This window comes from Azorhizobium sp. AG788 (assembly GCF_943371865.1).
In the GTDB taxonomy this organism is placed as follows: domain Bacteria; phylum Pseudomonadota; class Alphaproteobacteria; order Rhizobiales; family Xanthobacteraceae; genus Azorhizobium.
The window spans coordinates 239,549-252,857 of the sequence record NZ_CALRWL010000002.1 but is presented as its reverse complement, the minus strand read 5'-3'; the positions used below and the strand labels follow the sequence as shown (position 1 = coordinate 252,857).

12 protein-coding genes are annotated in these 13,309 nt (G+C 60.8%); 4 read left to right on the top strand and 8 right to left on the bottom strand.

From position 1 onward, the window contains the following. Positions 1-6 precede the first annotated feature (6 nt). Together AAG816_RS02525 and AAG816_RS02520 are read right to left on the bottom strand one after the other, a co-directional pair. A complete protein-coding gene (locus tag AAG816_RS02525) occupies positions 7-786 on the bottom strand; it encodes a 3-hydroxybutyrate dehydrogenase (protein ID WP_341987831.1) in 780 nt (259 codons plus the stop codon). A gap of 20 nt (positions 787-806) precedes the next feature. Next, entirely contained in the window at positions 807-1,763 is a 957-nt protein-coding gene (locus AAG816_RS02520; protein ID WP_341987981.1) for a 3-hydroxyacyl-CoA dehydrogenase NAD-binding domain-containing protein, read from the bottom strand. A 305-nt stretch (positions 1,764-2,068) separates the two neighbouring features. Between AAG816_RS02520 and AAG816_RS02515 the strand changes: the two genes are divergently transcribed. Beyond that, complete coding sequence (locus tag AAG816_RS02515; RefSeq protein ID WP_341987830.1) at positions 2,069-3,466, top strand: sigma 54-interacting transcriptional regulator; 1,398 nt, start codon at positions 2,069-2,071, stop codon at positions 3,464-3,466. A gap of 361 nt (positions 3,467-3,827) precedes the next feature. Here the strand turns inward: AAG816_RS02515 and AAG816_RS02510 are convergent, their stop codons facing one another. Together AAG816_RS02510 and AAG816_RS02505 are read right to left on the bottom strand one after the other, a co-directional pair. Beyond that, on the bottom strand, positions 3,828-4,745 hold the full coding sequence (locus AAG816_RS02510) for a DMT family transporter (protein ID WP_341987828.1): 918 nt from the start codon (positions 4,743-4,745) through the stop codon (positions 3,828-3,830). A 56-nt stretch (positions 4,746-4,801) separates the two neighbouring features. Then, a complete protein-coding gene (locus AAG816_RS02505; protein ID WP_341987827.1) occupies positions 4,802-5,674 on the bottom strand; it encodes an NAD(P)-dependent oxidoreductase in 873 nt (290 codons plus the stop codon). A gap of 99 nt (positions 5,675-5,773) precedes the next feature. Here AAG816_RS02505 and AAG816_RS02500 point away from each other — a divergent pair, with 99 nt between their 5' ends. After that, a complete protein-coding gene (locus tag AAG816_RS02500; RefSeq protein ID WP_341987826.1) occupies positions 5,774-6,667 on the top strand; it encodes a LysR substrate-binding domain-containing protein in 894 nt (297 codons plus the stop codon). Between the two features lie 105 nt (positions 6,668-6,772). Here the strand turns inward: AAG816_RS02500 and AAG816_RS02495 are convergent, their stop codons facing one another. Then, positions 6,773-7,768 carry a TRAP transporter substrate-binding protein gene (locus tag AAG816_RS02495; protein WP_341987823.1) on the bottom strand — a complete coding sequence of 332 codons (996 nt, stop codon included), beginning with the start codon at positions 7,766-7,768 and terminating at the stop codon, positions 6,773-6,775. An 876-nt stretch (positions 7,769-8,644) separates the two neighbouring features. Between AAG816_RS02495 and AAG816_RS02490 the strand changes: the two genes are divergently transcribed. Next, complete coding sequence (locus AAG816_RS02490) at positions 8,645-9,772, top strand: iron-containing alcohol dehydrogenase (RefSeq protein WP_341987980.1); 1,128 nt, start codon at positions 8,645-8,647, stop codon at positions 9,770-9,772. A 39-nt stretch (positions 9,773-9,811) separates the two neighbouring features. Then, entirely contained in the window at positions 9,812-10,558 is a 747-nt protein-coding gene (locus tag AAG816_RS02485; protein ID WP_341987822.1) for an SDR family oxidoreductase, read from the top strand. 272 nt (positions 10,559-10,830) lie between these two features. Here AAG816_RS02485 and AAG816_RS02480 read toward each other — a convergent pair whose 3' ends face one another. The 3 genes from AAG816_RS02480 to AAG816_RS02470 all read right to left on the bottom strand — a co-directional run bounded on the left by AAG816_RS02480 (position 10,831) and on the right by AAG816_RS02470 (position 13,135). After that, positions 10,831-12,108: a TRAP transporter large permease subunit gene (locus tag AAG816_RS02480; RefSeq protein ID WP_341987820.1), complete on the bottom strand. Its 1,278-nt coding sequence runs from the start codon at positions 12,106-12,108 to the stop codon at positions 10,831-10,833. Next, the gene (locus AAG816_RS02475; RefSeq protein ID WP_341987818.1) at positions 12,105-12,650 is read right to left on the bottom strand and encodes a TRAP transporter small permease; all 546 of its coding nucleotides are present in this window, start codon (positions 12,648-12,650) and stop codon (positions 12,105-12,107) included. The genes AAG816_RS02480 and AAG816_RS02475 overlap by 4 nt, the downstream gene beginning before the upstream one ends. 194 nt (positions 12,651-12,844) lie before the next feature. Then, positions 12,845-13,135, bottom strand: coding sequence for a DUF1330 domain-containing protein (locus AAG816_RS02470; RefSeq protein WP_341987817.1), 291 nt, complete (start codon positions 13,133-13,135; stop codon positions 12,845-12,847). Positions 13,136-13,309 lie beyond the last annotated feature (174 nt).

Here is a 13,309-nt window from a genome sequence, read left to right as displayed (position 1 = left end):
CCCCCTTCACCGTGCGGTATAGCCTCCGTCCACTGCGAGGCTCGTACCGGTCACACCTGCTGCCGCGTCCGAGCAAAGGAACACGACGGCAGCCGCGATTTCCTCCGGCTTCACGGGACGGCGAATGGGTTGGTTCTCCAGGAAGACGCCCTGGACCACGTCCTCGGGCGACAGCCCGGTGACGCGCGCCTGATCCGCAACCTGCATCTCGATGATCGGCGTCATGACCATGCCGGGGCACACGACGTTGCAGGTCACGCCCCTTTGCGCCACCTCAAGGGCAACCGACTTGGTCAAACCAACGAGACCGTGCTTGCTGGCCACGTAGGCGGGCTTGTGCGGCGCACCGACGAGCCCGAGCGCAGAGGCAATGTTCACGATGCGACCGAAGCCCCGCTCGCTCATGGCAGGGATGACAGCCTTGATGGCGTGGAACGCCGCCGAGAGATTGACCGCAAGCAACAGGTCCCACTTCTCGTCCGGGAAATCGGCCAGCGGGGCGACGTGCTGCACGCCTGCATTATTCACGAGGATATCGATGGGACCGAGCGTGTGCTTAGCCGCGTCCACCAGGGCACGTACCTCGGCCGGTCGGCCCATGTCCGCGCAAAAATAGGTCACCGTTCGCCCTGTCGCCTCGGCGATCGCTTGCCGAGTCTTCTCGATTTCGACGGGGTCGCCGAATCCGTTGAGCATGACGTTGCACCCGTCGACGGCGAGGGCGTGAGCGATGGCAAGCCCGATTCCTGACGTGGACCCTGTGACGATGGCGTTGCGGACCTGCATGTGTCCTCCCTTCCAAATGGTCATGCGGGGGGCGGCGCAGGTTCGCGGATGGCACAGTCTTCCGCCCGAACCCGCGTGTTCGCGTCCCATTGAGCGAGATGACGCGCCAGGTCGTCGCGAACCGCTTGCGCCGTCTGGACTGTCCAGGCGCGGAACCCCCGCCCGCTTTTCATGCCAAGACAGCCCGACGCGACAAGTTCCCGAAGGAACGGCTGGGGGCCTGGCGTGCGATCGAGGTCGGGCAGGATGTGCTGATGGACCATAAGCGCGAGATCGGTGCCGACCAGATCGGCATTCTCCAGCGGACCAAGTACCGCCAGCCGCCTCCCGAAGCTCGACTTCACCACCGTGTCGACCGTCTCCGCGTCGCAAACGCCAGCATCGACGAGGGCAATGGCCTCGCGCCACATGGCATGCTGGAGACGGTTGCCGATGAAGCCGGGCACATCCTTCCGCACATGGACCGGCGTTTTCCCGATGCTGGAGAGCAGCTCCATCATCGCCGCAATTTCACCTTCGCCCGTATCGGCTGCCTGGATCACCTCGACCAGCGGGATCAGATGCGGCGGGTTCCACCAATGCGTTCCCATCGCCCGACGACGGTTACGCAGCACCGACATGATACGGGTAATGGGGATGGCGGATGTATTGCTGGCTAGCAGGGACCTGGCGGGCGCCGCATCTTCGATCGCAGCAAACAGCTGCTGCTTGAGAACAAGGTCCTCCGGAATGGCTTCAATGACGACGTCCGCCTGCGCGACGGCGGTCGAAAGGTCTGCGTGGATCATGATGAGATCCGCAGCAGCCTCCTCCCCGCCAACCAGCCGGAGATTGGCTTTGATCCGGGGGAGCGCGCCCTCACGCCGCCCTGGGTCAGGATCGTAAATCGCGACCGCGTGGCCCGCGACGACAAAGGCCTGCGCAATGCCGTGCCCCATCAGGCCGGCGCCGATAACGGCGATCCTCGTCGGCAGCATATCCACCCCAAACCGTCTTCAGGTGCATTTCCTTCATCCAGCCACGCTACGGGAGCGCGTCTGGGCGGGACGCCTGTTGCGGAATAGATCAGCAAACCTTGTGCCAACGCCTGCGCCCGCACGAATTCCAGCGTTTGCAACACCTTGCCGACTGCAGGTGCCAAGCCCGCCACGGCCGAACGTCCTATTTCCGGGACCGCAACATAGCAAGGTCGGCTGCATCACTTGCGCTCCAACACTTTCGTTGGAGCGCTGGATGTCCTATTTGTGGGCACTCAGTCCTGTTTTCTGGATGCACAGGTCAGATGACGATCATGCCGAGTTCCTCTGGAGACAGACTTTCCGCGGCAAGGTCTCTCCTCGAGATGGTGGAAGAGATGATCGATGGGGCCACCATCGTCGATCATCGCTCGCGCGTCGTTTGGTTCAGCGAGGGCCAGTTGGCACTTCTCGGCGGTGTTCAGCTCAGCGACGTCGTCGGGCAGGAAATCGAGCGCGTCATTCCGCACAGCCGGTTACGGGAGGTGGTGGAGACGGGCCACCCCCAGCCGCTCGACATCATCCAATATGGCGATAAATCCCTTCTGGTCACCCGTCTTCCGCTTCGGGACGAGAGCGGCACGATCATCGGCGCCTTCGCCTTCGCGCTGAAGAACAGCATCCCCCAGCTCCGCCCGATCGCCGAGCGCCTGCAGCAGTTGCAGTCCCGCCTAGCGCGTATGGAGCAGGCGCTTTCCACCACGCGCTCCCATCGCTACACCAGCGAGCAGATCCTGGGCGCCAGCGGGGCCATGCGCGACTTGGGACGCATGCTGCGGCGAGCGGCGGGCGTGCGCTCCCCGGTCTTGCTGCTCGGCGAGACCGGCACGGGCAAGGAAATGGCTGCACACGCCATCCACGCCGCATCGAGCCGGGTGAACAGGCCCTTCGTCGCCATCAATGTCGCGGCGGTGCCGGAAAACCTCCTGGAGGCCGAATTCTTTGGGGTCGCCCCCGGCGCCTTCACGGGGGCAGCCCGCCAGCCACGCCCGGGTAAGTTCCAGATTGCCCATGAGGGCACGCTGTTCCTGGACGAGATCGGCGATATGCAGCTTGCCCTCCAGGCGAAGCTCCTTCGTACCCTTCAGGACGGAGAAGTCGAGCCGGTCGGCTCCAACCAGCTTGCGCGTGTGGATGTGCGTGTCATCGCCGCCACCAGTCGTCCGCTGGCCGAGATGGTGCAGGCCGGGACGTTTCGCCAGGACCTTTACTACCGGCTGAACGTCCTCTCGATTCGCCTTCCGCCCCTGCGGGAGCGACATGGGGATATCGAGTTGCTGGCGATAAAGTTCGGCGAACGTACCGCGCTCAGCTTCGCCATGGCTCTGCGCCCATTCACCTGCGATGCCCTCAAGCTTCTCGAGACCTACTCCTGGCCCGGAAACGTCCGCGAACTGGCGAATGTCATCGAGCAGATATATGTCCGCACGGATGGTGACCGCATCGAGGTGCCCCATGTCGCTGAGGTCCTCGGCATCGACACCGCGCTCTCGACGGCCCTTCCCTCCCCTGTACCTGCGAGCCTAGCTACCGCAGTCGCAGACCTCGAGCGCTCCATGATCGCGGATGCCTTAAGCAAATGCCAGAGCAGGCAAGCCGCAGCCAGCGCCCTCGGACTGTCCCGCAGCAACCTCTATGCCAAGATGCAACGGTACGCTTTGTGATGACCGCTCCACACGCCCCAATGCTCGCGTGAACAACAATGGCGCGATCCCCGATCCCGCGGCCCTCGCCGGATGCGGACATTCCGCCGGTCGGCCCCCTAAAATCGACGCATCGTAGGATTTGGAATTTTCGCCCTTGTCGCGAAGCACCTGCCGCACCGGCCCTTCGATCATGACCGAGTGAACCCAGGCAAGGATCGGCACGACGTATGCCCGATCCTTGGGAGTGGTCCAGCCGGCTTCCAATGCTCGCAGGAGCGGGTTGGATTGCAGCTCGCTTATGTGCGCAGTCCAGCTGTCGCCTTTGCGGCACCCACTTGGGGGCTGTTTCCTCCTGATCTCCCATCAATAGTCGCGGTCTTTAGGGTTTTTGCCAAATGTTGACTGCTCGACCGGGGCCTTTCCACTTAACTTGGTTTGCATGCCCTCCCGTGACGACGAGTCCGACACCGCACATGACCAGCGCCATCCCAGCAATAGTCGACCAAGCGGGAACTTCCTTGAGAATGATCATGCCGATCAGAACGGTAAGGGCGGGTGCAAGGGCTCCGAAAATGGCAGCCCTCGGGGCACCTAAACGGCGCACGGCCTCTGCATAAAAATACATCCCCGGGATTGCTACGGCGAGACCTTGTGCAACGACCTGGAACGCCACTGCAGCAGGCGGCGCCATAAAGATGTTCGGCTTCAACCACAGAAGATAGATCGGGGCGAACAGCAAAGCCGACAAGCAATTGACCAGCGCCGTCGCATGCCATGGGCTGACGCCCGAACGCCGCTGCGCCAAAGTGAAGCTCGCGAAGAACAAGCCTGCGAGCAGGAACAGCAAATCGCCCCGCCATTCACCGGCAGCACGATTCGCAATCAGCGCATAGCCGCCGATGCAGATCACCCCGGTGATGACGGCCCCCATGCCAACCAACTGTTGTCGGCTGAACCTTTCTCCGAAGAGAAGTCCGGACAACAGGGCGACCGAGATTGGCATTGTCCCGATCATCAGCGTGGCCACATGGGAGGCCGGGGTAAACTGCATGCCGATGGAGCCCAGCAGCATGAACGGCACGCCAGCGCCCAACACCATCACCAGCAACCGCACAATGCCAATCTGCTGGATCCCCAGTCCCTTGCGCACAAGGACTGGCCACAGAAGCAAGGATGATACGCCAAAGCGCAGGAACGTCACATCATGCGGACCAAGGCTTGTCGTCACCGCGAAACGGGTGGCCACGGACCAACTTGACCAGATCAATGCGACTGCAACGCCGCACAGCACACCCACGACTGCATCCTGCCGGGTACCCGAGCCCATCGTTTGCGGAGGGGTAGCCGCCATGGCTAGCGTCCCCTTCGCAGGATCTTGACGATCCCAACAGCATCGTCCTGGGACTGCCCGCACTGCATCGCCTCGGAAAACAGTGTCCGATTGACTTCGGCCACCGGCACCCAGAGACCACGCTGAGCGGCCTCGTCGCAAACCAAGCCGATGTCCTTGAACACATGGCGAATGGGCGCCTGTTGCGCGAAATCGTCGACCAACATCTTGGGCGCTTTCATGCGCAACACGTCATTGGCGAGCGGCCCAGCTTGCGCCATCTCGAGGAACAGGGCGACGTCCAGTCCGATGCCCGCAGCGAAATGCGTGGCCTCGGTGATCGCCTCGAAGCAGGCGATCAGCAGCAGTTGATTTGCAAGCTTCATTCGCATCGCCATGGGAACGAGGCCGCAGCGCACGGTTTTTCTTCCCACGGCATCGAACAAAGGCTGCACATCATCGATATGCCCAGGTTCGGCTGAGGCCGCAAGAATCAGCAACTGGCCAGCCTCGGCCGGTTGCCTTGAGCCCGATACGGGCGCTTCGACATAGCGAGCGCCAGCCGCCGCCAAAACGGCACCCAGTTCCGCCGAGCAGGCTGGGGCAATGGTCGACATCAGCACGATGGTCTTGCCCTTAACGGGCGCGCCGATCGCGCCATCCGCAGTCCGCTCCAGCGCCTCGTCCACCTCGATGTGGCTTGGAACCATGACGACGATGGCCTCCGAAGCCTCAATGACCTGCCGGGCCGTCTCAGCGACGGCCACCCCAAGAGTGCGCAGACCATCGCAGCGACTGGCTGTGCGGTTGTAGACGGTGACGCTATGCCCTGCCTTATGCAGGTTCTTGGCCATGGGTTCTCCCATGACGCCGATGCCGATAACTCCGATTTTCATAAATAGTCCCTTGCATGTGGAAATGGGACTTTAGACAACACGACATATCTCAGATAATGAATTTTCGAGAACGAACTATTCGGAAATGGAGATATGCCTGTGGAGATTTCCGACCTGACCGTTTTCCTGGCCGTCGTCCGCACCGGTGGGGTTATTCGCGCGGCCGAGGTTCTGCACCGAGCACAGTCGAGCGTCACATCGCGCATTCAAGCCTTGGAGGAGAAGCTCAACGTCCAACTCTTCTTGCGCGAGGGAAGACGGCTGCAGTTGTCGCCGGCCGGAAAGATATTGGTCGGCTATGCGGACCGCATCCTGGCGTTGTCGAATGAGGCAGCAAGCGCGGTTCAGACGGACCAACCAATGGGTGTTTTGAGGCTTGGTGCGATGGAAAGCACGGCAGCGGTCCGTCTCCCTGGGCCTCTCGGTCGCTTCCATGAGAGATATCCAGACGTGGCGCTGGAACTTTATTCTGGAGATCCGCGAGACTTGGTCAATCAGGTCCTCAACTGCGAACTTGATGCCGCGTTGATTGCCGACCCTGTATCAGACCGCCGCTTGGAGACGATGGCGATCTACGATGAAGAGCTCGTGATCGTCGCCGAAGTCAAGCACGGTCCGATCACGTCACCGAAGGACCTTCCTTCGAAATCCATTCTCGCGTTTCACCCCGGATGCCCGCACCGCAAACGACTAGAGGATTGGTTTGCACGCGGCCACGTCGTCCCGGAGCGGGTCGTGGAAGTCGGCTCGTATCACCTGATCCTCGGCTGTGTTGCCGTCGGAATGGGTGTAGCGCTCGTGCCTTACAGCGTGCTCGACACATACACCGAGCGCGACCGCCTCTGTGTTCACAAGCTGCGCGGGAAATTTGGGCGTGTGAAGACAAGATTGGTATGGCGTAAGGAAGCACCACAAGCAAAAATTCTGGCATTGTCGGCCGTGCTGCTCGAGAGTCATCACGAGCAGAGCGCGGCCTTGGCCCAAGGTCAGTAGCACCGCGCGCGCAGCACGCGGCTTCAAACTGAATCAGGCGGACTATGCTTCTGCGAATGAGCGCCGGAGCAGGCGAACTAGGCTCCGGCGCCATAGACGTGCCCCTTACGGCTTGGCACCCGCGGCCATGGCGGCGCGCGCCTCCTCGACCAGATCGACGCCGATTTTTTTGCTGTACTCTTTCACCACAGGCGCAACGCGTCCGGTCATGGTTGCGATAGCTTCAGGCGTGGGTCGGGTAATCTTGAAGCCTTTCGCTTCGAGCTCCCCCTCCAACTGCTCGGCCGCCTTGCGAGACAGATCGCGTTGGAAGGCTGCCGATTCCTTTGCCGCTTCCATGACCAGAGCCTTGTCCTTTTCCGAAAGACTTCCAAACCACTTACGACTGGCAAGAAGAACGAACGGCGTATAGACATGGCCAGTCTTGGCTAGATGGCTCTGCACCTCATAGAACCTTGCGGTATAGATCAGAGCGTACGGCGTCTCCTGAGCGTCTACAGCACGATTTTCCAGCGCGCTGTAAAGTTCGGGCCAAGGAAGAGGCGTCGGATTTGTTCCCAGGGCCGTCCAAGTCGCGATGAACAGTGGGTTCGGTATCACCCGGACGTTGAGCCCGGCCATATCCTGCACCGTGTTGACGGGACGTTTTGCGTTGGTCAAGTGACGGAAGCCGTTGTCCCACCAAGCCAACCCCACGATGCCGGTCTTTTCCTTCAGCTGTGCAAACAGCTTTTCGCCGACCGCGCCGTCCATGACGGCATCTGCCGCGGCAAAATCCTTATAGAAGAACGGAAGGTCGTAGATCATGAATTGCGGAACTACGCCGACCAGGTTCGGCGTGGGTCCAACCATGACGTCGATGAAGCCGGCCTGAACCGACGCCTGCATCTCGGGCTCGCTTCCGAGCAGGCCGTTGCCGAATGTTTCGATCTTGATGCGGCCACCGGTCTTCTCTTCCACCAGCTTCGCAAAATGCCGCGAAGCTTGTCCAACGGGATGATCGTCTACAGGCACGTATCCCAGGCGCGGATTCTGAGCCATGGCCAGAGCGGGGGCCAGAAACACTCCCAGAATTGCCGCAGTTATAAGTCTTATTTTCATAGTTTAACCTCCCACTGGATTTTTTTATTAGAACCAAGGGTGCAGAAACTGTCGTCAACAGGGGAACAGGGCTGACATTAGGATATGGACATTTTGTCCAAAAGGAGAGGCATCGCGCCTTCTACGCTGAAGCGAAGAGTCCGTTACCTGTAGCGAACTCCACGTTGAAGATGGCACCGACGGTAGTGTGATCCTCGAATTTCTGAATTTGCGACGGGTGTAACCCCAGAACAAATTGGCCGACGCCCTCCCTCCACCGCAAAGGTAGGTAAGACCCAGGGCCCGCCCACGAGGGACCGGGCCATCGACGAGATCACTCCAAGTATCCCTCGGATGCGACCCAAACCTGCAATCGAGGCGCGCGTCCATAATGTGGGCAATATGTCCAACAAGCTATGATGGACAGACAAAAAACCAATTGTCAACGCTTCACCGCCGCTCTCTGAGACCTGCGATCGGCGGCAAGCTCGCGCCCGTCGCCTCCATCGCGGCTTGACCGCCGGCAGCCTTTGTCGGCCCGCACGTTGTCCATGACGACGACGCCCTAAGCGAGGGTGGGAGCCAATATTTGCTTGGCTTAAGCCAAGACGACGTTCCCGTTTGTGGCGCAGTCTTTGAGGAAGGGCGTGGTGATCCATGCTCTAACCTCTGTTTTGAAACCAAGGCGCTGAGCGGCCGCGGTATCGCCGCAAGCCGGAGGCGGTGCTTGACAAGGCAAGACTTCCGCATACACCTATATATGGACATTATGCCCACATTGTGGGCGCAGAGTGCTGACAGTCGTACGTTTGTATGCGTCGGCTAAACAATGACATGCCGTATGCCACGATGGCTGTAGCGATGCAGGTGGGCGGAATATCAATGGAGAGCGGCAGCGTGCATACCATAACCTATCTTACAAACATCAATTTCGGGCTGGGTGCCTCCGATTCGCTGGCGGAAACACTGCGCGAACTCGGCATGTCCCGCCCTCTGGTGATCAGCGATCACGGCATCAAAGCTGCCGGTCTGCTCGACCGCCCGGGATTTGCGTTTCTAAGTTCGGCTCCGGTCTTCCTGGACGTTCCCACCAACCCCACGGAAAGCGCCGTTGCTGCTGGTCTCGAACTGTACAGGCACAGCGGCTGCGATGGCGTCGTGGCGATCGGCGGGGGATCTCCCATCGACTTGGCCAAGGGCGTGGCTCTGCTTGCCACGCACGATGGCGAACTGGAGCGCTATGCGGCGATTCTAGGCGGCGTAGCCCGCATAACAAACGCAGTGGCGCCGCTCGTGGCCATCCCGACAACGGCTGGCACGGGCTCCGAAGTTGGCCGCGCGGCGCTGATCACGCTGAATGACGGCCGAAAGCTCGGCTTCATCAGCCCGTTCCTGATCCCGCGCAGAGCGGTCTGTGACCCTGCCCTGACAATGGGGCTTCCTCCGGGTCTGACGGCCTCGACAGGTCTCGACGCACTGTCGCACTGTATCGAAACGTACCTGTCCCCCCGCTTCAACCCGCCCGCCGAGGCGATCGCCACGGACGGCTTCAAGCGCATCTGGAAGGCCTTGCCTGTTGCGTACACCGATGGCGCGAATGCCGAGGCGCGGACCGAACTCATGATGGGCGCCCTGGAAGGCGGCATGACATTCCAGAAGGGCCTCGGAGCGGTCCATGCGCTGAGCCATGCCCTGGGCGGCCTCAAGGAGGCGAAGCTTCATCATGGAACGCTCAACGCCATCCTGATGCCGACCGTACTTCGGTGGAATGTGGAAGTCGAAGCAGTTGCCGAGAAGGTCCGCCACCTCGAAAGCCTGGCAGGGCTTGAAGCAACAACCCTCGCAGACGCACTGGACGAGTTGAACAGTCGATTGAGCATCACACCGAAATTGTCCGAACTTGGGGTGCCGCGCCACGTCATCGATTGGGTGTGTGAGCGAGCCATTGCAGACCACAGTCATCCGACCAATCCACGTCCCTTGGCCAAGGAAGACTACGCCGCGATCCTCGAGGCCGTTTTTTAAGCTGAGAACACCCCAGGGAAGGACCGAGGAGGCAGTTCCGTGAGACCGATCGTGATCGTGACGGGCGCAAGCCACGGCATCGGTGCAGCAACGGCCAGGCTGTTCGCCGCTGACGGCTATGATGTTTGCATAAACTATCTCTCGGACAGCGCCGCAGCGTCCGAGGTCGTCGAGGCTTGCTCGGCCGCGGGCGCACGGGCCATCGCGGTCCAGGGAGACGTGGGGAAGAGGGAGGACATACAGGCTCTGTTCAGAGCCTGCGACGATGAACTTGGAAGAGTGACCTGCCTGGTCAACAATGCCGGGATCATTGGGAAAGCCGGCAGGATAGAGGAGTTGCAGCCTGCGGTGCTGGAGACCGCCTTCAGGATAAACGTCTTCGGCGTCATGTACTGTATCCAGGAGGCTGCGAGACGCATGTCCACCCGCAAGGGCGGCCAAGGCGGGACGATCGTGAACATGTCGTCGCTGGCCGCCTTCCTCGGCAGCCCCAACGAATATGTCCACTATGCCGCCACCAAGGGGGCCGTGGAATCCATTACCTTCGGCGCGGGCAAGGAACTGGCACCGGAGGGCATCCGCGTAAATGCCATCCGCGTCGGGACCACCAACACGCGGATACACACACAAGGCGGAAATCCCGAGCGCCCGGCCAGGATTGCCGCGGTAACGCCCATGGGGCGCATCGCGGAGCCCGAGGATATCGCGCGCGCTGCCCTGATGCTCGCGTCTCCCGGCTCCGGATTCATGACAGGCACCTTGATCACGGTCGCCGGGGGACTCTGACGCCCTGCGGTCGGGAAATCTCACAGAGGAGGAAGGGGCTGCCCCGGCTCTCCGACTGAGATGGGGTCGCGTCTCGTATACCTCACCCTGCCCGTTCTGTGCACGGCCGGAACCGCTCTTTGACAGGAATCCACTTCCCGAATACCTGCGAGCATTCAGATTTGCGTTGTGCCAGCGCCCGCAACTCCCGCGTCAGGGCCCTACCGCCGTCCTCGTCGGGACGGCGGAAGGCCATCGTCAATGTCCAGCCGAACTCCTCAATGGTCCGAGCCTCAACGAAGCCAGCTCGCGGGCACGGTCACCAATGCCGGAAACAGAACCAGCAGCACAATGAGAAGCATCTGCGCCACAAGATAGGGCATGGCGCCCTTCGTTGCCGCCTCCATCGAAACTCCGCTGATTCCGCACACTGTGTTGAGGACCGTTCCGACAGGAGGTGTGATCAGGCCGACCGCGTTGACCATCATGAAGATGACCCCAAAATAGACCGGGTCGATACCGGCCGCTTTGACGATCGGCATGAGGATGGGCACGAGAATGGTGATGGAGGGTGCGAAATCGAGCGCCGTGCCGACGATGAACACCGCAAGGACGATCATACCCATCAGCAGGATCGGCGAGTTGATGAATGGCTGGAGGAGACTGACGAGCTGGGCAGGCATATTGGAGATGGTCAGCATGAAGCCGGAGATAGTAGAGGCTGCGACTAGCAGCATGATCACCGCCGTCAAGCGCCCGGCCGCGAGCAGTGCGTCATAGAGCAACCGCGGTGTCAGCTCGCGATAGACAAACAGCCCCACGAATAGTGCATAGGCGGCGGCAACAACGCCGGCCTCGGTTGGAGTGAAGATGCCGAACCGCAGTCCCGCCAGGATGATCACCGGCATCATCAACGCCCAGCCGGCGGTCACAACGGTTTTCGGGAGATCCCTGCGCGGCAGTTTGAGCCGAACCGTCGCCGTCTCCTTTTTGGAGAGGAACCACCAGGCGACCATGAGACTCAGCCCCATCATCACTCCTGGCACGATTCCGGCGAAGAACAGGCCGACGATGGAAATGTTTGCGGTGACGCCCAGAATGATGAACCCGACAGATGGCGGGATTATGGGTGCGATAATGCCTGTCGCGGCCATCAAGCCCGAGGCTCGCCCCATGTGGTAGCCGGCATCCCGCATCAACGGGACTAGCATGACAGCGAGCGTCGCCGTATCCGCGATTGCGGAGCCGGAGACGCTGGCAAGTATCAGGCCCGTGCCGATGACCACGTAACCGAGGCCGCCACGGATGTGACCGACGAGCGCCAACGCCACGTTGACGATGCGGCGGGAGAGGCCGCCGGCGTTCATGAGCTCGCCCGCGATGAGAAAGAAGGGGATTGCCATCAGCGGATAGCTGTCCGCGCCATTGACCAAGCGTTGTGCCAAGATGGTGGAATCCAGATTTCCCATCAGAAGCATCATCGCAACGCCCGACAGCATCAGGGCGAAGGCAATGGGAATCCCGATGCCCATCGCACCGAGGAGGGAAACGATAAATACCAAGCCGCTCACGGTGTTTCCTCCGAAGCGCGCAGGGGGAGCACGACTGGCAGCGGCTCAACATGCTCCACTCCCGACCAGGGGGCGGGCAGGATGCCGCGCAGCGAGCGCCACAGATCAAGAAGGAGAACGAGGGCCATCAGGATCGCGGCGACGAACCCCGCGGCATAGATAGCGCCGACAGGAATCCCCGACAGCGCCTGAACGTTGCCCCACTCGATGAGGGTGAGCGACCAACAGCCTTCTCCCAGCAGCCAGCAGCACCACAGCATCAGGCCATAAGAAGCAAGAAAGCAGAGGAAACGTGCCCTTCGAGGCAACCGGACGACCAGAGACTCGACGCCGAGATGCGCGCCCTTGGCCAGAGCCACCACGGATCCCATGAAGATGACCCAGACGAGGACGACACGGGACACTTCAACTGCAAACGGAATGCCTGAGCTGAAGCCATAGCGCAGCACGACATTTGTTAAAATTAGGAGGCTGATGACAGCCATCCCGATGACGACGAAGACGTCAAAAGCTCTGAATAGCCATTGCAACGCTGAAGACATGGCCGCTCACACAGGTTGTGCGCGCATGCGACTTTCGCCGCACTCCAACGAGGATACGGAGATTTTGAGCCGAGCACTTCCAGCAGGCTGGGTGGGTAAGGCCCACTTAACGTATCCGGTCGAACTGCGCGCAAGATAAACGCGACTATTCCTCCAGCCGGCATGACAGGAGGCCCCAGGCAATTCGTCTGGTGTCAGACACCTTCCACCACGGCCAGATGCACCTTGGCATGCTTCTCTCGGGCCTTGATAGCCTTCCGATACTTGGGAGAGTTGTAGCAGGCGAGCGCGGTCTCATAATCCTTGAACTCGATTACTGCCAGACGGTTCGCGTCAGGGCCTTCCATAACCTGGCTCTGTCCGGCGCGAACAACAAAGGCCGCCCCGTATTTGTCGAACGCCGCCTTGTTCAACGCAATGTATTCTTTGTATCCCTCATGGTCTGCAATATCGACCATTGCAACCCAGTAGCCTTTCTTGGACATTTGCTTCCTCCAAGCATGAACTACCGTCCTTCTCTTACGGAAGGCGCGGACGGCCCGATCCATTCACATTCGGCGTTTGAGAGTTTGAGAGTTTGAGAGTTTGAGAGTTTGCCGTTGATCCTCCTCGATCACGCGGCTAGAACCGACGAAGCGCGTTGACTACAATGTGGACAA